This is a genomic window from Streptomyces gilvus (genome assembly GCF_022513565.1).
In the GTDB taxonomy this organism is placed as follows: domain Bacteria; phylum Actinomycetota; class Actinomycetes; order Streptomycetales; family Streptomycetaceae; genus Streptomyces; species Streptomyces gilvus.
Genome location: NZ_JAKWBE010000001.1, coordinates 531,191 through 555,816 on the forward strand (window position 1 = coordinate 531,191; position 24,626 = coordinate 555,816).

22 protein-coding genes and 1 riboswitch are annotated in these 24,626 nt (G+C 71.7%); of the genes, 18 read left to right on the forward strand and 4 right to left on the reverse strand.

The genetic code is table 11. From position 1 onward, the window contains the following. The first annotated feature begins 105 nt into the window (after positions 1-105). The 9 genes from shc (at position 106) to MKW14_RS02415 (ending at position 9,869) form a co-directional block, all read left to right on the forward strand. Complete coding sequence (shc, locus tag MKW14_RS02375) at positions 106-2,106, forward strand: squalene--hopene cyclase (protein WP_240858443.1); 2,001 nt, start codon at positions 106-108, stop codon at positions 2,104-2,106. Further along, entirely contained in the window at positions 2,106-2,747 is a 642-nt protein-coding gene (locus MKW14_RS02380; RefSeq protein ID WP_240858444.1) for a 5'-methylthioadenosine/S-adenosylhomocysteine nucleosidase family protein, read from the forward strand. The genes shc and MKW14_RS02380 overlap by 1 nt, the downstream gene beginning before the upstream one ends. 5 nt (positions 2,748-2,752) lie before the next feature. Beyond that, on the forward strand, positions 2,753-3,775 hold the full coding sequence (hpnH, locus tag MKW14_RS02385) for an adenosyl-hopene transferase HpnH (protein ID WP_240858446.1): 1,023 nt from the start codon (positions 2,753-2,755) through the stop codon (positions 3,773-3,775). Positions 3,776-3,779: 4 nt separating this feature from the next. Continuing rightward, the gene (gene ispG / locus MKW14_RS02390; protein WP_240858447.1) at positions 3,780-4,937 is read left to right on the forward strand and encodes a flavodoxin-dependent (E)-4-hydroxy-3-methylbut-2-enyl-diphosphate synthase; all 1,158 of its coding nucleotides are present in this window, start codon (positions 3,780-3,782) and stop codon (positions 4,935-4,937) included. A gap of 27 nt (positions 4,938-4,964) precedes the next feature. After that, on the forward strand, positions 4,965-6,899 hold the full coding sequence (gene dxs / locus MKW14_RS02395; protein ID WP_240858448.1) for a 1-deoxy-D-xylulose-5-phosphate synthase: 1,935 nt from the start codon (positions 4,965-4,967) through the stop codon (positions 6,897-6,899). Continuing rightward, positions 6,896-8,281, forward strand: a complete 1,386-nt coding sequence (locus MKW14_RS02400) for an aspartate aminotransferase family protein (RefSeq protein ID WP_240858449.1) — start codon at positions 6,896-6,898, stop codon at positions 8,279-8,281. Before dxs ends, MKW14_RS02400 begins: the two co-directional genes overlap by 4 nt. A 141-nt stretch (positions 8,282-8,422) precedes the next feature. Then, entirely contained in the window at positions 8,423-9,040 is a 618-nt protein-coding gene (locus MKW14_RS02405; RefSeq protein ID WP_240858451.1) for a hypothetical protein, read from the forward strand. Positions 9,041-9,123: 83 nt separating this feature from the next. Continuing rightward, positions 9,124-9,747, forward strand: coding sequence for a helix-turn-helix domain-containing protein (locus tag MKW14_RS02410; protein WP_240858453.1), 624 nt, complete (start codon positions 9,124-9,126; stop codon positions 9,745-9,747). Then, positions 9,744-9,869: a DUF6126 family protein gene (locus tag MKW14_RS02415; RefSeq protein WP_099932732.1), complete on the forward strand. Its 126-nt coding sequence runs from the start codon at positions 9,744-9,746 to the stop codon at positions 9,867-9,869. Before MKW14_RS02410 ends, MKW14_RS02415 begins: the two co-directional genes overlap by 4 nt. A 7-nt stretch (positions 9,870-9,876) precedes the next feature. On the opposite strand, the gene MKW14_RS02420 is transcribed toward MKW14_RS02415, so the two are convergent. Then, positions 9,877-10,674 carry a tyrosine-protein phosphatase gene (locus MKW14_RS02420; RefSeq protein WP_240858454.1) on the reverse strand — a complete coding sequence of 266 codons (798 nt, stop codon included), beginning with the start codon at positions 10,672-10,674 and terminating at the stop codon, positions 9,877-9,879. Positions 10,675-10,844: 170 nt separating this feature from the next. Between MKW14_RS02420 and MKW14_RS02425 the strand changes: the two genes are divergently transcribed. The 4 genes from MKW14_RS02425 to MKW14_RS02440 all read left to right on the forward strand — a co-directional run bounded on the left by MKW14_RS02425 (position 10,845) and on the right by MKW14_RS02440 (position 16,195). Next, positions 10,845-12,917 (forward strand): alpha-galactosidase, encoded by a 2,073-nt coding sequence (locus tag MKW14_RS02425; protein ID WP_240858455.1) that lies wholly within the window; start codon positions 10,845-10,847, stop codon positions 12,915-12,917. A 305-nt stretch (positions 12,918-13,222) separates the two neighbouring features. Beyond that, positions 13,223-13,380, forward strand: a riboswitch (cyclic di-AMP (ydaO/yuaA leader). A gap of 4 nt (positions 13,381-13,384) precedes the next feature. Then, entirely contained in the window at positions 13,385-14,353 is a 969-nt protein-coding gene (locus tag MKW14_RS02430) for a M23 family metallopeptidase (protein ID WP_240858456.1), read from the forward strand. Between the two features lie 183 nt (positions 14,354-14,536). Next, positions 14,537-15,256, forward strand: coding sequence for a DUF6250 domain-containing protein (locus MKW14_RS02435; protein WP_240858457.1), 720 nt, complete (start codon positions 14,537-14,539; stop codon positions 15,254-15,256). Positions 15,257-15,409: 153 nt separating this feature from the next. Then, positions 15,410-16,195, forward strand: a complete 786-nt coding sequence (locus MKW14_RS02440; protein ID WP_240858927.1) for an SGNH/GDSL hydrolase family protein — start codon at positions 15,410-15,412, stop codon at positions 16,193-16,195. 51 nt (positions 16,196-16,246) lie between these two features. On the opposite strand, the gene MKW14_RS02445 is transcribed toward MKW14_RS02440, so the two are convergent. The 3 genes from MKW14_RS02445 to MKW14_RS02455 form a co-directional block, all read right to left on the reverse strand. Beyond that, positions 16,247-16,867, reverse strand: coding sequence for a TetR/AcrR family transcriptional regulator (locus MKW14_RS02445; RefSeq protein WP_240858458.1), 621 nt, complete (start codon positions 16,865-16,867; stop codon positions 16,247-16,249). Positions 16,868-16,909: 42 nt separating this feature from the next. After that, a complete protein-coding gene (locus MKW14_RS02450) occupies positions 16,910-17,203 on the reverse strand; it encodes a hypothetical protein (protein WP_240858459.1) in 294 nt (97 codons plus the stop codon). Between the two features lie 83 nt (positions 17,204-17,286). Next, entirely contained in the window at positions 17,287-18,465 is a 1,179-nt protein-coding gene (locus MKW14_RS02455) for a glutamate dehydrogenase (RefSeq protein ID WP_240858460.1), read from the reverse strand. A 268-nt stretch (positions 18,466-18,733) separates the two neighbouring features. On the opposite strand from MKW14_RS02455, the gene MKW14_RS02460 reads away from it, so the two are divergent. From MKW14_RS02460 to MKW14_RS02480, 5 genes are all read left to right on the forward strand, one after another. Continuing rightward, a complete protein-coding gene (locus tag MKW14_RS02460) occupies positions 18,734-19,981 on the forward strand; it encodes an MBL fold metallo-hydrolase (RefSeq protein WP_240858461.1) in 1,248 nt (415 codons plus the stop codon). A 111-nt stretch (positions 19,982-20,092) separates the two neighbouring features. Then, complete coding sequence (locus tag MKW14_RS02465; protein WP_240858462.1) at positions 20,093-20,887, forward strand: DUF429 domain-containing protein; 795 nt, start codon at positions 20,093-20,095, stop codon at positions 20,885-20,887. Between the two features lie 7 nt (positions 20,888-20,894). Then, positions 20,895-21,287, forward strand: a complete 393-nt coding sequence (locus tag MKW14_RS02470; RefSeq protein ID WP_240858463.1) for a helix-turn-helix domain-containing protein — start codon at positions 20,895-20,897, stop codon at positions 21,285-21,287. 126 nt (positions 21,288-21,413) lie between these two features. Next, the gene (locus MKW14_RS02475; RefSeq protein WP_240858465.1) at positions 21,414-21,824 is read left to right on the forward strand and encodes a VOC family protein; all 411 of its coding nucleotides are present in this window, start codon (positions 21,414-21,416) and stop codon (positions 21,822-21,824) included. A gap of 407 nt (positions 21,825-22,231) precedes the next feature. Further along, entirely contained in the window at positions 22,232-24,556 is a 2,325-nt protein-coding gene (locus MKW14_RS02480; RefSeq protein WP_240858466.1) for a sensor histidine kinase, read from the forward strand. Positions 24,557-24,626 lie beyond the last annotated feature (70 nt).

Here is a 24,626-nt window from a genome sequence, read left to right on the forward strand (position 1 = left end):
ATAGCCCTCGCGTAGTCGCCGGCCGGTGCCGGCAGGACGTTTCCGGCACCGGCCGACGGCGGACCCACAGCAGCACGACTCGCACGACTGCCAGAAGGGGAAGCCATGACAGCGACGACCGACGGAAGCACCGGGGCCGTGTCGCCCCGAGCTGCCTCGGCCAGCGAAACCGACAGCACCACCCCCGTGGCGGCGGGGGTACGCGACGCCGCCGTACGCGCAGTACAACGCTCCACCCACTTCCTGCTGTCGCGGCAGGACGCCCAGGGCTGGTGGAAGGGCGACCTCGAGACCAATGTGACGATGGACGCCGAGGACCTGCTGCTGCGGCAGTTCCTGGGCATCCTCGACGACTCCACGCGGCACGCCGCCGGACTCTTCATCCGCGGCGAGCAGCGCGCGGACGGCACCTGGGCCACCTTCTACGGCGGACCCGGCGAACTGTCCACCACCATCGAGGCATACGTCGCCCTGCGCCTGGCCGGCGACGAGCCGGACGCCCCGCACATGGCGAGGGCCTCCGCGTGGATCCGGGACCAGGGCGGCATCGCCGCGGCCCGGGTCTTCACCCGGATCTGGCTCGCGCTCTTCGGCTGGTGGAAGTGGGAGGATCTGCCCGAACTGCCGCCGGAGCTGATCTATTTCCCCCAGTGGATGCCGCTGAACATCTACGACTTCGGGTGCTGGGCCCGGCAGACCATCGTCCCGCTGACGATCGTCTCCGCGAAGCGGCCGGTGCGGCCCGCGCCCTTCCCGCTCGACGAACTGCACACCGACCCCGCCCAGCCCAATCCGCCCAGGCCCCTTGCCCCGGTGGCCAGTTGGGACGGCGCCTTCCAGCGCCTGGACAAGGCGCTGCACCAGCTGCGCAAGGTCGTGCCGCGCCGGCTGCGCAGGGCGGCGATGAACTCCGCGGCCCGCTGGATCATCGAGCGGCAGGAGAACGACGGCTGCTGGGGAGGCATCCAGCCGCCGGCCGTCTACTCGGTCATCGCCCTGTACCTGCTCGGCTACGACCTCGAACATCCCGTGATGCGCGAGGGGTTGGCCTCGCTCGACCGGTTCGCGGTGTGGCGCGAGGACGGGGCCCGGATGATCGAGGCCTGCCAGTCACCGGTGTGGGACACCTGCCTCGCCACCATCTCCCTCGTCGACGCGGGCGTTCCGGCCGATCACCCGCAACTCGTCAAGGCGGCCGACTGGATGCTGGGCGAGGAGATCGTCCGGCCGGGCGACTGGGCCGTCAAGCGGCCCCAACTTCCCCCGGGCGGCTGGGCGTTCGAGTTCCACAACGACAACTACCCCGACATCGACGACACCGCCGAGGTGATCCTCGCGCTGCGCCGGGTCAGGCACCACGACCCGGAGCGGGTGGACAAGGCCATCGGGCGCGGCGTGCGCTGGAATCTCGGCATGCAGTCCAGGAACGGCGCCTGGGGCGCCTTCGACGTCGACAACACCAGCCCCTTCCCCAACCGGCTGCCGTTCTGCGACTTCGGCGAGGTCATCGACCCGCCGTCCGCCGACGTCACCGCCCATGTGGTGGAGATGCTGGCCGTCGAGGGCCTCTCCCACGACCCGCGCACCCGGCGCGGCATCGAGTGGCTGCTGGCCGAACAGGAGCCGGACGGCTCGTGGTTCGGGCGCTGGGGCGTCAACTACGTCTACGGCACCGGCTCCGTCGTCCCCGCCCTCGTCGCGGCCGGCTTCCCCGGCTCGCACCCGGCGATCCGGCGCGCGGTGGCGTGGCTGGAGTCCGTGCAGAACGACGACGGAGGCTGGGGCGAGGACCTGCGCTCCTACCAGGACGCGAGGAAGTGGAGCGGCAAGGGCGCCTCCACCGCCTCGCAGACCGCGTGGGCGCTGATGGCCCTGCTCGCGGCGGGGGAGCAGGAGTCCAAGGCCGTGGAGCGTGGCGTCGCCTGGCTCGCGGCCACCCAGCGCGAGGACGGCTCCTGGGACGAGCCGTACTTCACCGGAACCGGCTTCCCCTGGGACTTCTCCATCAACTACCACCTCTACCGGCAGGTCTTCCCGCTGACCGCCCTCGGCCGGTACGTGCACGGAGAGCCGTCCGTGGTGGCGGCCGTCGGCAAGGGGGGCTGATGTCCACCGGGCCCGCCCCCGCCCCGCTGCTGATCGCCTGCGCGCTCGGCATCGAACGCTTCGCCCTGCGCACGAGCGAGAGGGGCGGGGCCGGCGGGCCGGTCACCGTGCTGCGCACCGGCATGGGGCCCGAGGCGGCCGAGGTCTCCACCACCCGGGTGCTGTCCCGGCCGGAGCTCGCCGGGGCCGCCGTCCTGGCCACCGGCTTCTGTGCCGGGCTCGCCCCCGGCATGCATCCCGGTGACCTGGTCGTCGCCGAGGAGACCCGGCATCCGCGCGGGACGGTCCCGTGCGTCGGCACCGAGCTGCTGGTCGAGGCACTGGTGCGCGCCGTGCCCGGCCGCACCGTCCACACCGGGCCGCTCACCGGCTCCGATCACGTCGTCCGCGGTCAGGAACGGTCGGACCTGCTCACGACCGGCGCCATCGCGGTCGACATGGAATCGGCGGCGACGCTCCTGAGCGCCGTGCGCACCGGCGAGCGCCCGGTTGCGGCCGTACGGGTGGTCGTGGACGCTCCTGAACATGAACTCGTCCGGATCGGCACGGTGCGCGGTGGAATATCAGCCTTCCGCGTCCTTCGTTCCGTACTTCCCGCTTTCTTCGAATGGCACCGTTCTTTGCTGCTCCCCCGGAGGTGAGCCAGATGGCCATGCCGCTGCGCCAGTCCATCAAGGTCGCTACATACCTGGCCGAACAGAAGCTCCGCAAGCGGGACAAGTTCCCGCTGATCGTGGAGCTGGAACCTCTCTTCGCGTGCAACCTGAAGTGCGAGGGCTGCGGCAAGATCCAGCACCCGGCGGGCGTGCTCAAGCAGCGCATGCCGGTCGCGCAGGCCGTGGGCGCGGTACTGGAGTCCGGTGCGCCGATGGTGTCCATCGCCGGCGGCGAGCCGCTGATGCACCCTCAGATCGATGAGATCGTGCGGCAGTTGGTGGCCCGGAAGAAGTACATCTTCCTGTGCACCAACGCGATGCTGCTGCGCAAGAAGATGCACCTGTTCAAGCCCTCCCCGTACTTCGCCTTCGCGGTGCACATCGACGGGCTGCGCGAGCGCCACGACGAGTCCGTCGCGAAGGAGGGCGTGTTCGACGAGGCGGTGGAGGCGATCAAGGAGGCCCAGCGGCGCGGCTTCCGGGTCACCACCAACTCGACCTTCTTCAACACCGACACCCCGCAGACCGTCATCGAGGTGCTCAACTTCCTCAACGACGACCTCAAGGTCGACGAGATGATGATCTCGCCCGCCTACGCCTACGAGAAGGCCCCCGACCAGGAGCACTTCCTGGGCGTGGAGCAGACCCGCGAGCTGTTCAAGAAGGCCTTCGCGGGCGGCAACCGGCGCAGGTGGCGCTTCAACCACTCGCCGCTGTTCCTCGACTTCCTCGAGGGCAAGGTCGACTTCCCGTGCACCGCGTGGGCGATCCCGAACTACTCGCTCTTCGGCTGGCAGCGGCCCTGCTACCTGATGAGCGACGGGTACGTGCCGACGTACCGCGAACTCATCGAGAAGACCGACTGGGACAAGTACGGCCGCGGCAAGGACCCGCGCTGCGCCAACTGCATGGCGCACTGCGGCTACGAGCCCACCGCCGTCCTCGCGACCATGGGGTCGCTGAAGGAGTCCCTGCGCGCCATGCGCGAGACGGTCGCGGGAAACCGGGAGTGACGAGGTGAGCGCCATCTCCCTGGGCGTCCCCGAGGTACCGGCCCGGCCGATCGCCGAACGGCGCGTGTCGCGGCAGATCCACGTCGGGCCGGTCGCGGTCGGGGGCGGGGCCCCGGTGTCGGTGCAGTCGATGACGACGACCCGTACGTCGGACATCGGCGCCACCCTGCAGCAGATCGCGGAACTCACCGCGTCCGGCTGCCAGATCGTCCGCGTCGCCTGCCCCACGCAGGACGACGCGGACGCCCTCGCGACCATCGCCCGCAAGTCGCAGATCCCGGTGATCGCGGACATCCACTTCCAGCCGAAGTACGTCTTCGCGGCCATCGAGGCGGGCTGCGCGGCCGTACGCGTCAACCCCGGCAACATCAAGAAGTTCGACGACCAGGTCAAGGAGATCGCGCGGGCCGCCAAGGACCACGGCACGCCGGTCCGGATCGGCGTCAACGCCGGCTCCCTCGACAAACGCCTGCTGCAGAAGTACGGCAGGGCGACGCCGGAGGCGCTGGTCGAATCGGCGCTGTGGGAGGCGTCGTTGTTCGAGGAGCACGACTTCCGGGACATCAAGATCTCGGTCAAGCACAACGACCCGGTCGTGATGATCGAGGCGTACAAGCAGCTCGCCGCGCAGTGCGAGTACCCGCTGCACCTCGGCGTGACCGAGGCGGGCCCGGCGTTCCAGGGCACGATCAAGTCGGCGGTCGCCTTCGGCGCGCTGCTCTCCCAGGGCATCGGCGACACCATCCGGGTCTCCCTGTCGGCCCCGCCCGTCGAGGAGGTCAAGGTCGGCATCCAGATCCTCCAGTCGCTGGGCCTCAGGCAGCGGCGGCTGGAGATCGTGTCCTGTCCGTCCTGCGGTCGGGCGCAGGTCGACGTCTACAAGCTCGCCGACGAGGTCACGGCGGGCCTGGAGGGCATGGAAGTCCCGTTGCGGGTGGCCGTGATGGGCTGTGTGGTCAACGGTCCCGGTGAGGCGCGGGAGGCGGACCTCGGGGTCGCCTCCGGCAACGGCAAGGGGCAGATCTTCGTCAAGGGCGAGGTCGTCAAGACCGTCCCCGAGTCGAAGATCGTGGAGACCCTCATCGAGGAGGCGATGAAGATCGCCGAGCAGATGGAACAGGACGGCGTCGCGTCGGGGGAGCCGGCCGTCACCGTGAGTTGAACAGCACGGACCGAAGGGGGCCCGACCGTGACGATTCTGGAGAACATCCGGGGACCACGCGACCTGAAGGCGCTGTCCGAGAGCGAACTTCGCGAACTGTCCGAGGAGATCAGGGAGTTCCTGGTGCACGCGGTGGCCAGGACCGGGGGGCACCTGGGGCCCAACCTGGGCGTGGTGGAACTGTCCATCGCGCTGCACCGGGTCTTCGAGTCGCCCGTCGACCGCATCGTGTGGGACACCGGCCACCAGAGCTACGTCCACAAGATCCTCACCGGGCGCAAGGACTTCTCCAAGCTGCGCGGCAAGGGCGGCCTGTCCGGCTACCCCTCGCGCGAGGAGTCCGAGCACGACATCGTCGAGAACAGCCACGCCTCCACCGCGCTCGGCTGGGCCGACGGTCTCGCCAAGGCCCGCGAGGTGCAGGGCGAGAAGGGCCATGTCGTCGCGGTCATCGGCGACGGCGCGCTGACCGGCGGCATGGCCTGGGAGGCGCTGAACAACATCGCGGCCGCCAAGGACCGGCCGCTGATCATCGTCGTCAACGACAACGAGCGCTCCTACGCGCCCACCATCGGCGGCCTCGCCAACCACCTGGCCACCCTGCGCACCACCGACAGCTACGAGAAGGTGCTCGCCTGGGGCAAGGACGTGCTGCTGCGCACGCCCGTCGTCGGCACCACCATCTACGAGTCCCTGCACGGCGCGAAGAAGGGCTTCAAGGACGCCTTCGCCCCGCAGGGCATGTTCGAGGACCTGGGCCTGAAGTACGTCGGCCCGATCGACGGACACGACATCGGCGCCGTGGAGTCCGCGCTCCGGCGCGCGAAACGTTTCCACGGCCCGGTCCTCATCCACTGCCTCACGGAGAAGGGCCGCGGCTACGAGCCCGCCCTCGCCCACGAGGAGGACCACTTCCACACCGTCGGCGTGATGGACCCGCTCACCTGCGAGCCGCTCACGCCGTCCAACTCCCCGTCCTGGACCTCGGTGTTCGGCGACGAGATCGTCCGGATCGGTCAGGAGCGGGAGGATGTCGTCGCGATCACCGCGGCGATGCTGCACCCGGTGGGGCTCGGCAAGTTCGCCGCCAAGTTCCCGGACAGAGTGTGGGACGTGGGCATCGCCGAGCAGCACGCGGCGGTGAGCGCGGCGGGCCTCGCGACCGGCGGCCTGCACCCCGTGGTCGCCGTCTACGCCACCTTCCTCAACCGCGCCTTCGACCAGCTGCTGATGGACGTGGCCCTGCACCGCTGCGGAGTGACGTTCGTGCTGGACCGGGCCGGCGTCACGGGCGTCGACGGGCCCTCCCACAACGGCATGTGGGACATGTCGATCCTCCAGGTCGTCCCCGGCCTCAGGATCGCCGCGCCGCGCGACGCCGACCAGCTGCGCGCCCAGCTGCGCGAGGCCGTCGCCGTCGACGACGCGCCCACCCTGGTCCGCTTCCCGAAGGAGTCGGTGGGACCCGAGATCCCGGCCGTCGACCGGATCGGCGGCCTCGACGTCCTGCACCGTGGCCCCGGCACCCCCGAGGTGCTGCTGGTCGCCGTCGGCGTGATGGCGCCGGTGTGCCTGCAGGCCGCCGAGCTGCTCCAGGCGCGCGGGATCTCCTGCACGGTCGTCGACCCGCGCTGGGTCAAGCCCGTCGACCCCGCGCTGCCGGGCCTGGCCGCCGAGCACCGGCTGGTCGCCGTCGTCGAGGACAACAGCCGCTCCGCCGGAGTGGGCTCGGCCGTCGCCCTCGCCCTCTCGGACGCCGAAGTCGACGTCCCCGTACGGCGGTTCGGCATCCCGGAGCAGTTCCTCGCGCACGCCAAGCGCGGCGAGGTGCTGGCCGACATCGGCCTCACGCCGGTGGAGGTGGCCGGCCGGATCAGCGCGAGCCTCGCCGTCAAGGAGGCCGAGGACACCCTGGCCGTCAAGGAACGGACGGACGGCACCGTCAAGGAGAGGGCTGAATGACCAAGGAGTTCGACCTCGGCGCACTCTTGGCCGAACGCGGAGCCGAGCGCTACGAGCTGCACGGGAAGTACCTGAACCACCAACTCCCGCGCATGCTGCACACGATCGGCTTCGACAAGGTCTACGAGCGGGCCGAGGGCGCCCACTTCTGGGACGCGGACGGCAACGACTACCTGGACATGCTCGCCGGGTTCGGGGTGATGGGCGTCGGCCGCCACCACCCCGTCGTCCGCAAGGCGCTGCACGACGTCCTCGACGCCCAGCTCGCCGACCTCACCCGCTTCGACTGCCAGCCGCTGCCGGGACTGCTCGCGGAGAAGCTGCTGACCTATAGCCCGCACCTGGACCGGGTGTTCTTCGGCAACAGCGGTACGGAGGCGGTGGAGACCGCTCTGAAGTTCGCCCGGTTCGCCACCGGCAGGCCGCGCGTCCTGTACTGCGACCACGCCTTCCACGGGCTGACCACCGGTTCGCTGTCGGTCAACGGCGAGGACGGCTTCCGCGACGGCTTCGCCCCGCTGCTGCCCGACACCGCCGTTCCGCTCGGTGATCTCGAGGCGCTGGAACGGGAGTTGCGGAAGGGCGACGTCGCCGCCCTGATCGTCGAGCCGATCCAGGGCAAGGGTGTGCACGAGACCCCGCCCGGCTATCTGCGCGCCGCCCAGGAACTCCTGCGCCGGCACAAGGCGCTGCTCATCGCCGACGAGGTCCAGACGGGCCTCGGCCGCACCGGCGACTTCTACGCCTACCAGCACGAGGAGGGCGTCGAACCGGACCTGGTCTGCGTGGCCAAGGCCCTGTCCGGCGGTTACGTCCCCGTCGGCGCCACCCTCGGCAGGGACTGGATCTTCAAGAAGGTCTACTCGTCCATGGACCGGGTGCTGGTCCACTCCGCCAGCTTCGGCTCCAACGCCCAGGCCATGGCGGCCGGCCTCGCCGTGCTGTCGGTCATGGAGGACGAGCAGATCGTCGCGAACGCCCGCCGTACGGGCGACCGCTTGAAGTCCCGGCTGGCGGCCCTGATCGACAAGTACGAGCTGCTCGCCGACGTACGCGGCCGGGGCCTGATGATCGGCATCGAGTTCGGCAGGCCCAAGTCGCTGAAGCTGCGCAGCCGTTGGACCATGCTGCAGGCCGCCCGCAAGGGGCTGTTCGCGCAGATGGTCGTCGTACCGCTGCTGCAGCGGCACCGGATCCTCACCCAGGTCTCCGGCGACCACCTGGAGGTGATCAAGCTGATCCCGCCGCTGGTCGTCGGGGAGCCGGAGGTCGACCGGTTCGTGGACGCCTTCACGGCCGTCATGGACGACGCGCACAGCGGCGGCGGGCTGATGTGGGACTTCAGCAAGACGCTCGTGAAGCAGGCGGTCGCCAACCGCTGACGCGCTCGGCGGCCGGGCTCCTGAACAGACCCCGGCCGCCCAATAATCGATCGCACGAGCGATCACCCTGCGGCACAATCGCCGGATGCCGACCACCGCGGAGTAGTTGCTCTCCGCACTCGAAGGACTGTCTTTCTCGTCATGTCCGACATCCCGCATCCGGTCGGCGGCGTGTCCCCGGGCAGCGCCTACCACGACGCGGTGATGCGGCTGCTGGCCGCGATGCACACCCCCGGGGGCGGCGGCGAGGCGCTGGAGGACCGGGACCTGCCGGCGCTGCAACGGCTGCGGACCCTGGTGTCGCCCTCGTACAACGCCGTCGAACGAAGCGACGTGCTCGCGCGGACCGCCGCGCTGCTGGCGCCGGAACCGCTGCTGGCGGCCGAACGCGCGGGCCTGTTGCGCCGACTGGCCGACCGCACCGAGGAGCCGGACCAGCTGCTCGGGCGGCTGCTGGACCTCGCGGAGGCGCTGGAGGGCACCGGGACGGCCGTCGCGCTGGAGGTGTCGGGCCGGCTGGAGGCGGGCTGGGCGCACCGGGCCCGGCCCGAGCGCGGCGCGGCCGTGCTGGCGGCGGCCGAGCGGCTGGCCGACGACGGAGGCACGGCCTCCGGCCTGCTCGCGGCACAGCTGGTCTCCGCGACGGCCGGAAGTTTCGGCTGGCCCGAGAAGTGGCGGGCGCTGCTGCGGCGGCTGCGCAGGCACCCGGACCCCGACGTACGGCACAAGGCGTACACGACGACGACCGTCAAGGAGTGATCTCGCGAGCCGGCTTCCCGGTCGCTTTTGCCTCTGAGGCAAGAAATTTGCCCCACAGGCAAGAATGCGGCTGAATGGAGAACATGAGCTCTCCCGAGACCGAGCCCCCGGCCGGGCCGGACGAGGTCCTGCCGGCCGTCGCGCCGCAGCTCCGCGCCCTGCGTCGGCGTGCCGCCCTCACCCTGGAGGCGGCGGCGCGCACCGCAGGGCTGTCACCGGCCCATCTCTCCCGGCTGGAGACCGGGCAGCGCCAGCCCTCACTGCCGGTACTGCTCAGCCTTGCCCGTATCTACGGTACAACCGTCTCGGAGCTGCTCGGCGAGACGGTCGCAGAACGGGACGCCGTGGTACGCGCCGCCGACATGGAACCGACCGTCGCCGGCGGCTGGACCTACTGGCAGGCCGGGGCGTCCGCGCGCGGGATGCAGGCCCTGCGGGTGCGTGTGCCGCACGGCTCGCAGGGCGACATCGTGCGCGTCCATCCCGGCGAGGAGTGGCTGTATGTCCTCGCGGGGCGGCTGCGGCTGCGCCTCGGCGACACCACGCACCGGCTCGGACCGGGGGACAGCGCGCACTTCGACTCGCTGACCCCGCACCGGATCGCAGCCCAGGACGCCGACGGCGTCGAGCTCCTGTTCGTCCACACCCTTCTGCAGAGTCCCACGGCCACGCTGTGCCTGGGCCCACTCATCGGAGACATGCCATGAGCAACAGCAACATGGAAGAGAAGTTCCCCCGCGCCCTGTGGGTGCGCCTGATCATCTACATCGCCGTCGGGCACCTGTTCGCGGCCTTCATCTACCTGCTGTTCGAGGTCGGCGCCAAGTAGCCCGCGGTCAGTCGAGCAGCCGCTCCCGCAGCCGCTCGCGGATCTCCGGCGTCACCCCGAGACCCCGCTCCAGATAGGCGTCGACGCCGCCCCACGTCTCCTCGATGGTCTCGAAGGCCGCCTCCAGATATTCGGCGCGCGCCTCGAACAGGGGACTGAGCAGCTCCATGACCTCGGGGGAGTAGCCGGCGCTGGAGGAGCTGCTGCGCCGCACCTGGTAGCGGCGGTGCTTGGCGTTGGACTCCAGGTAGTCGGCGACGATCGCCTCCCGCTCGACGCCCAGCGCGAGCAGGGTCACGGCTATGGACAGGCCCGCGCGGTCCTTGCCCGCCGCGCAGTGCATCAGCGCGGGCACGCTGTCCTCGGCGAGCGAACGCAGCACACGCGCGTGCTCGGCGGTGCGCTCCCTGATGATCGTGCGGTAGGAGACGATCATGCGGTCGGCCGCCTTGCCGTCGCCGAGGATCTCGCGCAGCTGGTCGATCTCGCCGTCCCGGACCATCTTCCAGAACCCCGAGCCGTCCGCCGGATCCGACAGCGGCAGGTTCACGTTGCGCACGCCCGGCAGCTCGACGTCCGGGCCCTCCAGCTTCTGGTCCGCCGCGTTGCGGAAGTCGAAGATCGTGTGCAGCCCCAGCGAGGAGAGGAACGCGGCGTCCTCCTCCGTGGCGTGCGCGAGATGGCCGCTGCGGAACAGCACTCCGTGGCGCACCCGCCTGCCGTCCGTCGTCGCAAGCCCGCCCACGTCGCGGAAGTTGCGCACGGCGGTCAGCTCGGGCTCGGTCGACGGGATCTGCTGCGTCACGGGGCCTCCTCCGGGTCGGCCCCGTCGGCACGGCTCGACGACGGGCACCTCCTCGACGATACGACATGCGTTCCTGAGGCAATGAGTTGTCCACAGGCGTTGCCGCCGGGGCCCCCACACGTTGATGATGTTGCCGCTTGATCGCACCTGTTCGAACGTGTGGGGGCTTGATGCTGGAGATCTCCGAGAACGGCCGTACCTGGCTCCTGACCGGTCCGGCCAGCGGGTACGCCGTCCATCTGACCGAGGGCGACGAGCTTCTGCACCTGCACTGGGGTCCGCGGATCGCGCTCGCGGACGCCGAGGCGCTCGCCGTCCGCCCGCTGCCCGTCTACCGGCCCTTCGAGTCGCCGCTGGACGGCCGCGAGGAGTACCCGGTCGAGGGCGGCCCCCGGTTCGCGCGGCCCGCCCTGTCCGTGCGCACCGAGGAGCGGCGCGGCACCGAGTGGCGCTTCGAGGCGCACGAGGCGGAGGGCGACCATCTGCGGCTGCGCTTCCGGGACGGCGGGCTCGTCATCACGCTGCACTACCGCATGCGGCACGACGTCGTGGAACGCTGGGTCACCCTCGACAACGAGGGACCGGCGCCCCTTGAGCTGCTGCGCGCCGACGCCGCCACCTGGACGCTGCCCGACCGCGAGGGCTGGCGGCTCTCCCAGCTGCACGGCCGCTGGGCCGCCGAGTCCCTGCTGACCGCCGCGCCGCTCACCCACGGCGAGAAGGTCATCGGCAGCCGCCGCGGCCACACCGGGCACCAGCACCTGCCCTGGGTCGCCCTCGACACCGACGCCACCGAGGAGCGCGGCGAGGTCTACGGCTGCGCGCTCGGCTGGTCCGGTTCCTGGCGGATCGCGGTGGCGCAGCTCCCGGACGCCCGGGTGCAGATCACCGGAGGCGCCGGCTACGACGACTCCGGGCTGCTGCTCCTGGCCGCGGGGGAGTCGTACACCACCCCCGTGTTCGCCGGGCTGTGGAGCGACGGCGGCTTCGGAGGCGCGAGCCGCGCCTGGCACGCCTACCAGCGCGCGTACGTCGTCCCGGACGCGGACCGGGACCGGCCGGTGCTGTTCAACTCCTGGGAGGCGACGGAGTTCGACATCTCCGAGGAGCAGCAGGGGGCGCTGGCCCGCCGGGCCGCCGCCATCGGTGTCGAGCTGTTCGTCGTCGACGACGGCTGGTTCGGCAGGCGCACCAGCGACCGTGCCGGGCTCGGCGACTGGACGCCCAACCCCGACCGCTTCCCCAAGGGCCTGGCGCCGCTCGCCGACCACGTGCACGCGCTCGGCATGCAGTTCGGCATCTGGGTCGAGCCCGAGATGGTCAACCCGGACAGCGACCTCTACCGCGCCCACCCCGACTGGGTGCAGTACCAACCGGGACGAACGCGGACGGAGTTCCGCAACCAACTGGTGCTGAACCTGGCCCGCGAGGACGTCCAGGAGTACCTGTGGCGGCAGCTCGACACGCTCCTGTCCAGCGCGCCGATCGACTACGTCAAGTGGGACTTCAACCGCTGCTTCACCGACGCCGGCTGGCCCGGCGACCCCTACCCGCAGCGCCTGTGGGTCGACCACGTCCGCGCGCTGTACGCACTGCTGGACCGGCTGCGGGCGGCCCACCCGGACGTCGTCTTCGAGTCCTGCTCGGGCGGCGGCGGCCGGATCGACCTCGGCATCATGAGTCGGACCGACCAGGTGTGGACCTCCGACAACACCGACCCGCTCGACCGGCTCGCCATCCAGCACGGCTTCAGCCAGATCCATCCCGCGCGCGTGATGGCCGCCTGGGTCACCGACAGCCCCAACACCCAGCTCAACGACCGGGTCAGCTCCCTGGGCTTCCGGTTCGTCAGCGCCATGGCGGGTGTGCTGGGCGTCGGCGGAGACCTCACGCAGTGGACCGAGGAGGAGCTCGCCGAGGCCGGTGACTGGGTGAGCCTCTACAAGGAGATCCGTCCCCTGGTGCAGCACGGGGACCTCCACCGGCTGCGGCCGCCGACGGGCGGGCTCAGCGCCGTGCAGTACGTGCGCGGGGACGAGTCAGTCGTCCTGGCCTGGCTCCAGGCACAGAGCTACGGCGAGCCCGTACCGGCCCTGCGGCTGCGCGGCCTCGACCCGACAGCGTCGTATGAATGCCTTGAAACGGGCGAAATTCACCGTGGGGCCGTACTGCTGCACCACGGGCTGGACACCGCGCTGCGTGGCGACCTCGATGCGGCAGTCATCCGGCTGCGTCGCATCTGAGTCGTCTGTCCGAATTGGTGTCTTCATTCCAACTCGCTCTGGAATGGGGAATGCTGGAGCACTGTCACGTGAGGAGCGTCATATCCGTGACGGTGCGTGGCGCGTCATGTTCACGTAATTCGCAGGGTTTTCAAGGGAGTTTGGGCAAAAGGGTGGAACTGTAATTCACGGAGGGTGACCGTGAATTCTCACAGTCGATCAACAGAAAGGCATTCACAGGGAACTCCCGCTTGTCCCTTTGCGTCTTGGTCGCTTACGTTCGCCACCAATCCGGACGGACGCCCAATCCTGCCGCCGCCCGGAGCCCGCACAACTCACCCGTGAACGGCAGGAGCGGGGGACCCACAGGTACGACGCCTGTTCCGGTCTCCGGAACGGCTAGGGGTAAAGCCGCGCCGAAAACGCGGCCGGGCATCTCCAGCCCGCACCCGACAGCTCACCTCGCAGGCGACGGAGAGGAATTCGCCATGCCCGCGAAGGGTAAGCACCGCCGCCCGAAGCCCAAGCGCTTCACCCGCTCCATCGCCGTCGCCGGAACCGGTGGCGCCGCTCTCGCCCTCCCGCTCATAGGGGCCACCGGCGCCCACGCGGCCACCGCGCAGTCCGTTTCCCAGTCGGTTTCCCAGTCGGTTTCCCAGTCGGTTTCCGAAAAGACCGTCCAGTCGCTTCCGGCCGCCGAGAAGAAGGCGACCGAGAAGAAGGCGAACGCCAACAACACGGGTGTGCGCACCTATTCGGTCCGGGCCGGCGACTACCTCTCGAAGATCGCCGACGAGCAGCACGTCCGGGGCGGCTGGCAGAAGCTGTACGCGGACAACCGCCAGGCCGTCGGCGACGACCCGTCGCTGATCCACCCGGGCCTCAAGCTCACCCTCGGCGGCAAGGCGACGACCGGCGCCACCAAGTCCTCGTCCTCCGCCGCCTCTTCGTCCTCCTCGTCGAGCGCATCCTCCTCGGCGAAGGCGGCGAAGGCGTCGAAGGCGTCGAAGGCGCCGAAGGTCACCCAGGTCGCCGAGTCGACCAGCACCGGCTTCACCCTGCCGGTGAGCGGCGGCACCATCGGCACCGGCTACCACGTCGCCGGCAGCATGTGGTCCAGCGGCTACCACACCGGCGTCGACTTCGTCGTCCCGACCGGCACTCCGGTCAAGGCCGTGGGCGCGGGCACCGTCGTCACCGCCGGATGGGGCGGCGCGTACGGCAACCAGATCGTCATCAAGCTCGCCGACGGCCACTACGCGCAGTACGGCCACCTCTCCCAGATCTCCGTCTCGGTCGGCCAGAGCGTGAGCGCGGGCCAGCAGCTGGGTCTCTCCGGCGCGACCGGCAACGTGACCGGCCCGCACCTGCACTTCGAGATCCGCACCACGCCGGACTACGGCTCCGACGTGGACCCGGTCGCCTACCTCCGTTCCAAGGGCGTCGCCGTCGGCTGACCCCCCGCCGACCGCGCGCCTGACACGCCGCCGAAGGCCGGACCCCGATCCCCGGGTCCGGCCTTCGGTGTTGCGGTCGTGCGAACAGGTCGTCAGGCGGTGTCGACAAGGCGGGCGCTCGCGGCCAGAGTGATCCCCGTCCGATGTGCAAGCGCTTTCCATCCGCCAAGGAGACCGCCCGACGTGACGCCCACCCGCAGAGCCTTCGCCACCCTGGCCGCCGGCGCCGCACTGGCCCCCCTCGCGCCCGCCGGCGCCGCGAGCGCCGCGCCCCGCCGCAGGGGCCGGCTCATCGCCCACGACGACTTCCGGCACGGCCTGACGAAGTGGGCCGTCGAACTGGAGCAGGGCGGCACGGTCGCAGCGGCTCACGGGACGCTGGAGGTGGACGTGCCGGCCGGGGCCACCGTCTGGTTCCGGCAGCGGCTCGACGGACCGTACGTCATCGAGTACACCGCGACGGCCGTCGCCGCGGGCGGTGTCAACGACCGGGTCTCCGACCTCAACAACTTCTGGAACGCCACCGACGTCCGCTCCCCGGACGACCTGTTCGCCACCCACCGCGGCGGCGCGCTGGCGGAGTACGACTACCTGAGGACGTACTACGTGGGCTACGGCGCCAACACCAACACCACCACCCGGCTGCGCCGTTACGTCGGCGAGCCCGGGGTGCGTCCCCTCGTCTACGACTACACCGAGCCGCTGCTGGCCGCGAACCGGCCCAACCGCGTCCGGATCGTCTCCGACGGGCCGACGGTCCGCTGGTGGAACAACGGGCGGCTGGTGTTCGACTACAGCGACCCGGAGCCGTACACGAGTGGCCACTTCGCCTTCCGGACGACCTGGAGCCACTTCCGGATCAGCGACTTCGCCGTCTGGCGGTTGACCCGTCAACATCGGTGATCCGAAAGATATTCCTGCCTTGGGCAACCCTTTGGACGTGGCTTATCTCACCGACCGTCAACCCTCGCTTACGGTCGCGTAGGTCACATTCGAAGGTGAATCATGGCCGCCGTGGCAGACGATTCGAAAAGTGACAGCAGAGACAGCAGGGCAGTGATCGGGTCGTACGTCGCGGTGGGGGACAGCTTCACCGAGGGCGTCGGCGATCCCGGCCCCGACGGAGCCATGGTCGGCTGGGCGGACCGGTTCGCGGTGCTGCTCGCGGACCGGCGGCCCGAGGGCGACTTCGCCTACGCCAACCTCGCCGTGCGCGGCAAGCTGCTCGACCAGATCGTGGCGGACCAGGTCCCGCAGGCCGAGGAACTCGCCCCGGACCTGGTCTCCTTCTGTGCCGGCGGCAACGACATCATCCGGCCCGGCACCGACCCGGACGAGGTCGCCGAGCGCTTCGAGCGCGCGGTCGCCCGGCTCACCGCGGCCGCCGGCACCGTCATGGTGACGACGGGCTTCGACACCCGTGGCGTGCCCGTGCTCAAGCACCTGCGCGGCAAGATCGCCACCTACAACGGGCATGTCCGGGCCATCGCCGACCGGTACGGCTGCCCCGTGCTCGACCTGTGGTCGCTGAAGACCGTGCAGGACCGCAGGGCCTGGGACGACGACCGGCTGCACCTCTCGCCCGAGGGGCACACGCGCGTGGCGCTGCGCGCGGGTCAGGTCCTCGGTCTGGAGGTTCCGGCCGACCCGGACCAGCCCTGGCCGCCGCTGCCGCCGCGCGGCACCCTCGAGGTGCGGCGGGACGACGTGCACTGGGCGCGCGAGTACCTGGTGCCGTGGATCGGGCGCCGGCTGCGCGGGGAGTCCTCGGGCGACCATGTGACGGCCAAGGGCGCGCTGTCCCCGGACGACATCAAGATGCGGATCGCACCGGTGGCCTGAGGGCGAGGCGTGCGGGGAGCTCACCGCTCCCTCGCGGTCAACGCCTGCGGCTCACCGCTCCGTCGCGGTCAACGCCTCCCGCTCCAGCCCCAGTTCGCGGGCCAGCGCCTCGTCCACCCAGTCCTGGGCGCGGGCCCGTGACACCGCGCCCGGGTAGGACGTCAGCTGTACGGCGAGCCCGTCCAGCAGAGCCGTCAGCCGCAGGGCCGTGCCCATCGGGTCGGGGCAGCGGAACTCGCCCGCGGCCACGCCCTCCGCGATGACCTCGGCCAGCGCCGCCTTCCACCGCCGGTCGAGGTCGCGGGTGACCTCCTGCAGCACGGGTTCGCGCAGGGCGGCCGCCCAGCCCTCGATCCACAGCCGCCAGCCCTTGGCCTGCCCGGTCGGCGCGTACCAGCGCACCGCCGAACGCAGCCGCCGCAGCGCCGTGGTGCGCCGGCCGAGCAGCTTGCGCAGATGGGCCAGGTCGTCCTCGGCCGCGTGGGTGAACGCGGCGGCCACCAGCTTCTCCTTGGTCGAGAAGTGATACAGCACCAGCGCGTTGCTCACGCCGAGCGCCGAGGCCACGTCGGCGATCCTGACCGCCGCCACGCCCCGCGCCTCGATCTGCTCGATGGCGGCCCGCAGCAACTCCTCACGCCGCTCCGCCACGCTCAACCGCACTCTCGCCACGCGGTCACCCTATTCCGTCGCCGCCGGCCGTGTCGGGCGAGGTCACGGCTCGACGAGGTCCACGGGGTAGAGGTCGGTGCGGGCGACGGCCGCGTCACGCTCGGCTGCCAGGGCGGTGCGGCGCTCGTCGGCCATGAACCCGTCGTAGCCGGCCTGCGACGCGAACTCGATCAGCTGGATCTCGTCCGGCCGGTCCTCGGCGCCGTCGGTGCGGGCGCGCTGCAGCAGCCGCCCGTCGTGCTCGCCGAGCAGGGCCAACACCTTGTCCTCGTACGCGGCCAGCGCCCCGGCGGCACCGGGGCGCGCCCACAGCAGACAGCACAGTCGAACGCTCACGGGCCCGACCCTACCCGGCGGCGTGCGCGGATTCCGGTTCGGCGTAAGGCAGGACCTCGGGTACGGCGGCTTGTCCGCCGCGGTCACCGATACCACCCGAACCGCTCGGCGATCACCGGTAGCCGGTCCGCGACGATCGCGTGCGCGGCCGCTCGCGGGGTCGTCCCGTGCGCCTCCGCGCGGGCCAGCATCTGCTCCACCAGGGCCCGCATCGAGCGCCGGGTGTGGGCGAACGCCTCGTCCGCGTCGGCGCCGATGTCCCCGAACAGGGTCCACCACCACCACGCGTTCGTCCCGGAGTTGACGACCACGTCCGGCAGCACGGTCACCCCGCGCGCGGCGAGAAGTTGCTCCGCCTCGGGCAGCACCGGCATATTGGCCGCCTCGACGATCCAGCGGGCGGTGATCCGCTCCTGCTCGGCGGCGTCGATCGCGTACGACACGGCTGCCGGCACCAGCACCTCCGCGTCGGCGGACAGCCAGGCGTCACCCGGCAGTTCACGGTCCTCGGGGCGCAGGGCGGCGCGGTCGACGGTGCCGTACGCGTCCCGCGCGGCCAGCAGCGCCTCCACGTCCAGGCCCGCCGGGTTGACCATCGTGCCCTTGATGTCGGCGACGGCGACGACGGTGAGCCCCGCGCGCGTGAGGAAGCGCGCCGTCGCACCGCCCATGGTGCCGAGCCCCTGCACCGCGACCCGCGTGCCCTCGTACGGCACGCCGGCCCGGTCCAGTGCGGCCAGCGCCGACTCGGCGACCCCGCAGCCGCCGGCCAGTTCGTCCAGCCCGATGCCGTCCACCTCGACCGCGAACGCGTCCGCGAGCCGCCGCCGGGCCGTCGCCTCGTCGTCCAGCAGCGGATACACGGCCTGGATGGAGGAGACCAGCCCCGCCTCGGCCGCCGCCCGGTCCACCAGGTCCTGGGTGAGACCGAGGTCCTCACCGGTGGTCCAGAAGCTCTCGATGTACGGCCTCATGGCGCGCAGATAGCGCACCAGCAGCCCGTACGCCCCCGGGTCCTGGGGATCGCAGTCGATACCGCCCTTCGCCCCGCCGAGGGGGATGTAGCGGCCCTCCGGGTTGTAGTGCAGCGCCTCCTTCATGGTCATCCCGCGCGCGAGCCCGGCGACCTCCTCCAGGGTGCAGCCCGCGCGCATGCGCAGCCCGCCGCTGGCGACGCCGCGCACCAGCCGGTCGACGACGAGGAACCCCTGGCGGCCGGTGAGGTGGTCGGTCCAGGTGAGCGACATCAGGGGCGCGGTCATGCGGTCTCCTCGACGGGGGTGATCAGGGGCGGGGCGGACGGGGTCTCGGGGAGGGGCGGCCCGCCGGGAGATTACTGAATCGCGGGTCAGTATCGGGAGCGGTCGGGTCCCGTGTCAACGGCACGGTCGTCCGGCCGGGGACCGAAGGGGAGGGGCTGGGTTTCTTTGGGCTTTCTTTGGAAAGCGACCGGCAGGAACGGGACGATCCCGGTGTTGTCGGAGGGGGCGACCATAATGGAATGCCTCTCCGACTCCACCTGGAGGTCCCGTGTCCGGTTTCCGTCCCCTGAGCTCCGGGCTCCGCGCGCTGCAGCCCGCGGCCTTCGGCGCGGACCCGAGCGGTGAGCGCATGGCGCGCATCCGCAGATCGCCCCACTTCAAGGACGGCGTCTTCCAGAACCCCGGAGGCACCGCCCGGATCCGGCCCTCCGCCTCGATGACGGACTTCGCGAAGGTCTTCTTCGACAAGGAGGAGCGGCCCCGGCGTGCCCCCAAGGGGAACATCCCGGTGCATGCCACCACCCTCGCGGACATCGCCAGGCCGCCCGCCACGGGGCTGCGGCTGACCTGGATGGGGCACTCCAGCGTGCTCGCGGAGATCGACGGACACCGGGTCCTGTTCGACCCCGTCTGGGGCGAGCGCTGCTCCCCGTTCTCCTTCGTCGGCCCGAAGCGACTGCACCCCGTGCCGCTGCCGCTCGCCGCGCTCGGTCCGGTCGACGTCGTCGTCATCTCGCACGACCACTACGACCACCTGGACATGCCCAGCATCAAGGCGCTGGCCGGCACGGACACCCTGTTCGCCGTTCCGCTGGGCGTCGGCGAGCACCTGGAGCTGTGGGGCGTCTCCGCCGACAGGATCCGCGAGCTTGACTGGCACGAGGAGACCAGGATCGGCGGCCTCACCCTCACCGCCACCCCGGCCCGCCACTTCTGCGGACGCGGCATGCGCAACACCCAGCACACGCTCTGGGCGTCCTGGTCGGTCGCCGGGGACGAGCACCGCGTCTACCACAGCGGCGACACCGGGTACTTCGAGGGTTTCAAGGACATCGGCGCCGCGCACGGTCCGTTCGACGCCACGATGATCCAGATCGGCGCCTACTCCGACTTCTGGCCGGACATCCACATGACGCCCGAGGAGGGCATGCGCGCCCACCTCGACCTCCAGGGCGGAGCGCCGCACGGCGTGATGATGCCGATCCACTGGGCCACCTTCAACCTGGCCACCCACCCCTGGGCCGAGCCCGGCGAGGGCACGGTCGCCGCCGCCCACGCCACCGGCTCCCGTATCGCCCTGCCCCGGCCCGGGGAGCCCTTCGAGCCCACCGCCGAGACCGTCCCCGGCGATCCCTGGTGGCGCGCGGTGGCCCAGGAACCGGCGGGCGGCTGGCCGACGGCGGAGGCCGTCACCGGGGCCGCGATCAAGACGGCGGCGGACTCGGCGGCGAAGGAACAGGCCGACGCGAGGGGCGTCGAGGGGAGCGGGGATCCGGAGACGGTGCCGGCCGGGTGAGGCGGGCCGCGGCGACCGACGGGGACCACGGGGTGGTCGTGTGCTCAGGGGAGCGACGCCGGGGCGTGCGTATGCGGGGCGTCGGCTGAGCACGCGCGGGAGGGGCCCGGAATGCCGCCGCGGCAGGTCGTGACCGTCGGGGTCGATCTCGCCGCCAGCGCTCGGCGTACCGCTGTGTGCCGGGTGGAGTGGGACCAGGCGGGCACGCCTTCGGTGGAGTTCGTCATGCCGGACGGTGACGAGGAGCTGCTCGCCCTGGTCCGTGGTGCCGACAAGACGGGGCTGGACTGTCCGCTCGGCTGGCCGACCGGCTTCGTGGAGACGATCGCGGCCCACCATCAGGGGCTGCCGCTGCCCTCCCCGGCCCGCTTCGGGGACCGTACGGACGGCAGACCGGGACTGGACCCGCTGCGGTTCCGGCTGACCGACGACCTCACCTGGAAGGCGACCGCGATGCGGCCGCCCCTGTCCGTCTCCACCGACCTCCTCGGCGTGGTCGCGCTCCGGGCGGCCCGCCTCCTGGCCGCCCTCGGCACCGGATCGGTGCCGAGGGACGGCTCCGGACCGGTCGCCGAGGTGTACCCCGCGGCCGCGCTGCGGCTGTGGGGCATCCGTTTCACGGGCAGCTACAAGAACGCCACACCCGAGGCGCGGGCCGTGCGGGAGCACGTGCTCGGGTCCCTCGAGACGGGGCTCGGGCGGGCGCTGGCGGACGAGGTGCGCACGCGGTGCGTCGCCAGCCACGACCACCTCGACGCGCTGGTCTGCGCCCTGGTCGCCCGTGCCGTCCTGGTGGGCGACACCCGGTGGCCGTCCACCGCGGACGAGCGTGCCGCCGCACTGCGGGAGGGCTGGATCCACCTGCCCGGCCCCGACCTCGCCGCCCTGCGCGGACCCGTGGTGTGATGGCGCCGTGAGCCGCGCCACCGAAGAGACCAACCGCCGGATGCTGCGGGCCCGGGACGCGATGGACCGTGCCTACGCGCAGCCCCTGGACGTGCCGGCCCTGGCGCGGATCGCGCATGTCTCCCCGGCCCACTTCGCCCGCACCTTCCGCGCCACCTTCGGCGAGACCCCGCACCGCTACCTCCAGCGCCGCCGTGTCGAACGCGCGATGTTCCTGCTGCGCGAGACCGACCGCAGCGTCACGGACATCTGCTTCGAGGTCGGCTTCGGCAGCCCCGGCACCTTCAGCCGCACCTTCCGCGACGTCGTCGGCCGCTCGCCGCGCCAGTACCGCAAGGAGGCCGTGGCGCTGGACGTGCCGACCTGCTTCACGATGGCGTGGATGCGGCCGAGCGCCTGACGGTCCGCACGCGGTGGCGGTCCGCACGCGGTGGCGGTCCGCACGCGGTCGCGCTCCGCTCGGCGTTCGGGCGACTGAGCAGTTTTGGATAAGTTTTCGCACGGCCGGGCTCGTAGCGTGATGCCCATGTTCACAGGAATCACGCACTCGCAGATCTACGTACTCGACCAGGACGAGGCCCTCGACTTCTACGTCGGCAAGCTCGGCCTGGAGGTCAACACCGACGCCGACCTCGGCTTCATGCGCTGGCTCACCGTCAACGTCCCCGGGCAGCCCGACCGTGAGGTCCTGCTGGAGCGGCCCGGCCCGCCGCGCCTGTCCGAGGAGACCGCGGAGCAGGTCCGCGACCTGCTGACCAAGGGGGCGACGGGCGGCTTCCTCATCTTCGGCACGGAGGACTGCCGCAAGACGTACGAGACGCTGCGGGCCAAGGGCGTCGAGTTCACCGAGGAGCCCACCGAGCGCCCGTACGGCATCGACTGCGGCCTGCGGGACCCCTTCGGCAACAGCATCCGCTTCACCCAGCCGAAGGCGTGAGAACGCGTCGACCGTTGACACGGACAGTGACGTTCAGGGGATGACTCCCCGGGGTCCGGGGAGCGTCCGAAACGGTCCGGTCCGGTCGGCGAGCGGGCGGACGGCGGCAGTCGGCGGCAATCCGAGCGGGCCGGGGAGCGATGGCTCCCCGGCCCTCGATCATTTCTGCCGACTGCTTCTGACCAGCACTGATCGATCTTTTCTCGATCCAGATCGGCTGCCCGCCGTGTTTATCGGTCTGTCGTACGAAGCCTCATACCAGAGCGGGACGCTTCGCGTGGGACTTTGTCAACTGCCCACCGCACATGTTGCCTTGGCGACTACTGTGAGTGTCCATCGGGCAACCCCTGCCCGAACCGCGCAGCCCGCGCCCCGGGCACCGACGGACCCGTACGACGAGGACACCGATGTCTCACCTCCGCGCACCGGCCGCACGCGCAGACCGCCGTGAGGGCGGACGGCACGGACGGCCCGTCGCCCGCACCGCTGCCTCGCTGCCCGAGACCCACATACGGCCCCAGTTGCTGCGGCTCGCCGTGCTGCCGCCCATCGCGGTCGCCCTGAGCGCCGGCGCGGCCGTGCTGTTCACCGTCCGCTCCGCCGGGGTCCGGCCCGGGCTCACCCTGTGGGGCGTGCTGGGCGGCGCCGTCTCGGTGGCGCTGGCCGGCATCGTGACCGCGGCCGTGGCCGCCGACCGGGCCGCCCGGACCGTGAGCGACCGCGTCGCCGCCCTGCGCCGCAGCGCCGCGCGCGGCGAGGCCGATCTGCGCGCGCTGGTCGAGGCGCTGCGCCGCGGCGAGACCCCGCCCCAGCGCACGCCGCGCGGCGCGCCCGCCGACGACGCGGACGACTTCGAACTGCTCGCCGCCGACCTGAGCCGGGCGCACGACGGCGCCGTCACCGCCGTCGTGCAGGCCGCGCAGCTCTCCAGCCAGGCGGGCAGCGAACAGAAGCTCGAGGTGTTCGTCAACCTGGCCCGGCGGTTGCAGTCGCTGGTGCACCGGGAGATCTCGATCCTGGACGAGCTGGAGAACGAGATGGAGGACCCCGACCTCCTCAAGGGCCTCTTCCACGTCGACCATCTCGCCACCCGGATCCGCCGGCACGCGGAGAACCTCGCCGTCCTCGGCGGTGCCGTCTCCCGCCGGCAGTGGAGCCATCCCGTGTCGATGACCGAGGTGCTGCGCTCCGCCATCGCCGAGGTCGAGCAGTACTCCCGGGTCAAGCTGGTGCCGCCGATCGACGGCACCCTGCGCGGGCACGCCGTGGCCGACGTCATCCATCTGCTGGCCGAACTGGTCGAGAACGCCACGGTGTTCTCCGCCCCGCACACCCAGGTGCTGCTGCGGGCCAACCTCGTCACCTCGGGGCTCGCCGTGGAGGTCGAGGACCGGGGTCTGGGCATGCCGGTCGCCGAGCAGAAGAAGATGAACACGCTGCTCTCCGACCCCGACCAGGTCAACGTCGCGAGCCTGCTGGCGGACGGCCGCATCGGACTGTTCGTCGTCTCGCAACTGGCGCGGCGGCACGGCATCCACGTCCGGCTGCAGACCAACATCTACGGCGGCGTCCAGGCCGTACTCGTCGTACCGCAGGGCCTGTTGGGCTCTGCGCAGGGCGCTCCCGGGGCCGTACCGCATCCGCGCGGCGCCACGGCGCCCCCCGCACAGTCGTCCGGCCCGGGTCCCGCGACCGGCGGCCACCGCGTCGTGCCGCCACCCCCGCCGACGCCGCGACGGGTGCAGCCGTGGGAGAGCACACATGCCGCCGTCGCGACGCCGAGCGGCAACACCTCGGCGAGCCCTGTCGGGGGCGGTGTCGGCGCGGGCGGCGGTACGCGGGGCGGCGCCGCTGCGAACGGCACCTCGGTGAACGGTTCCATGACGAGTGACGGCACCTCCGGCACGCCCGGCGGTGCCGTGCCGGGTGGCTCCGGCCTGGAGAGCGGCACGGCCGACACCGTCCTGCCGCACGGCAGCACGCCGGCCGGCCGCCCTGGGGGCGCCCCCGCGGCGGGCAGCGGCCCGGCGGGCGGCGCCGGGGCCGACTTCTCCGTCGCGGGCGGCGGTACGGCCGGTCGTGGTCACGACACCGGGCAGGGGAGCGGGCCCGCGCCGCTGCCCGTGCGGGGGGCCCAGGGGGAGCGGCCCAATCCCGCGGAGGCCGTGCCCGGGATCCGGCCCGACGACCGGCGGGTCGTCGCCGAGAACGTGGCCGCGCCGGCCGCGCCCCGCACGGGCGCGGTTCGCGGGACCATGGGCAAGCCCCAACTCCCGCGCCGCCGCGCCCAGGAGCACATCGCACCCCAGTTGCGCGACGGTCCCGCGCCCCGCCAGGACACCGACGTCCACACCGGGCACGACCCGGGCCTGATGGCGGCCTTCCAGCGGGGCATCGGCCTGGCGGAGGCCCAGCAGCACCTGGAGGCGGCCCCCATGGAGCGCTCCCACCTGGATGCCCTGGACGACATGGGTGGCCCGCACATGTCCGCCCTGCACACCTCCGCACAGGGTCACCCGGACGCCTCCCACACGGCTGTCCGCCCCACGGCCGCTCCCCACACGGACGCCCCCGCCACCACTCCGCCACACGGCATGGACGTACCGCACATGGACGCACCGCGCATGGACGCACCGCGCATGGACCCCGTGCACATAGCGGAGGCACGCCCGGCGGCGGCTCGTGGCCATGACCGTCCCACCCGGCACGACGGGAGCTCACCAGCCGGATGACGAGCCCAGCCCGCACCCCCGTACCCACCCCCGCCGCTCCCGCAGACCTTCGTACCCCAAGGAGTCGATC

Coding starts and splice junctions, on each gene's coding strand:
- MKW14_RS02480 (WP_240858466.1), top strand. CDS start 22,232: ATGTCTCACCTCCGCGCACCGGCCGCACGCGCAGACCGCCGTGAGGGC.
- MKW14_RS02455 (WP_240858460.1), bottom strand. CDS start 18,465: ATGACCGCGCCCCTGATGTCGCTCACCTGGACCGACCACCTCACCGGC.
- MKW14_RS02410 (WP_240858453.1), top strand. CDS start 9,124: ATGAGCTCTCCCGAGACCGAGCCCCCGGCCGGGCCGGACGAGGTCCTG.
- MKW14_RS02465 (WP_240858462.1), top strand. CDS start 20,093: ATGCCGCCGCGGCAGGTCGTGACCGTCGGGGTCGATCTCGCCGCCAGC.
- hpnH (WP_240858446.1), top strand. CDS start 2,753: ATGGCCATGCCGCTGCGCCAGTCCATCAAGGTCGCTACATACCTGGCC.
- shc (WP_240858443.1), top strand. CDS start 106: ATGACAGCGACGACCGACGGAAGCACCGGGGCCGTGTCGCCCCGAGCT.
- MKW14_RS02425 (WP_240858455.1), top strand. CDS start 10,845: ATGCTGGAGATCTCCGAGAACGGCCGTACCTGGCTCCTGACCGGTCCG.
- MKW14_RS02415 (WP_099932732.1), top strand. CDS start 9,744: ATGAGCAACAGCAACATGGAAGAGAAGTTCCCCCGCGCCCTGTGGGTG.
- MKW14_RS02400 (WP_240858449.1), top strand. CDS start 6,896: ATGACCAAGGAGTTCGACCTCGGCGCACTCTTGGCCGAACGCGGAGCC.
- MKW14_RS02475 (WP_240858465.1), top strand. CDS start 21,414: ATGTTCACAGGAATCACGCACTCGCAGATCTACGTACTCGACCAGGAC.
- MKW14_RS02380 (WP_240858444.1), top strand. CDS start 2,106: ATGTCCACCGGGCCCGCCCCCGCCCCGCTGCTGATCGCCTGCGCGCTC.
- MKW14_RS02405 (WP_240858451.1), top strand. CDS start 8,423: ATGTCCGACATCCCGCATCCGGTCGGCGGCGTGTCCCCGGGCAGCGCC.
- MKW14_RS02430 (WP_240858456.1), top strand. CDS start 13,385: ATGCCCGCGAAGGGTAAGCACCGCCGCCCGAAGCCCAAGCGCTTCACC.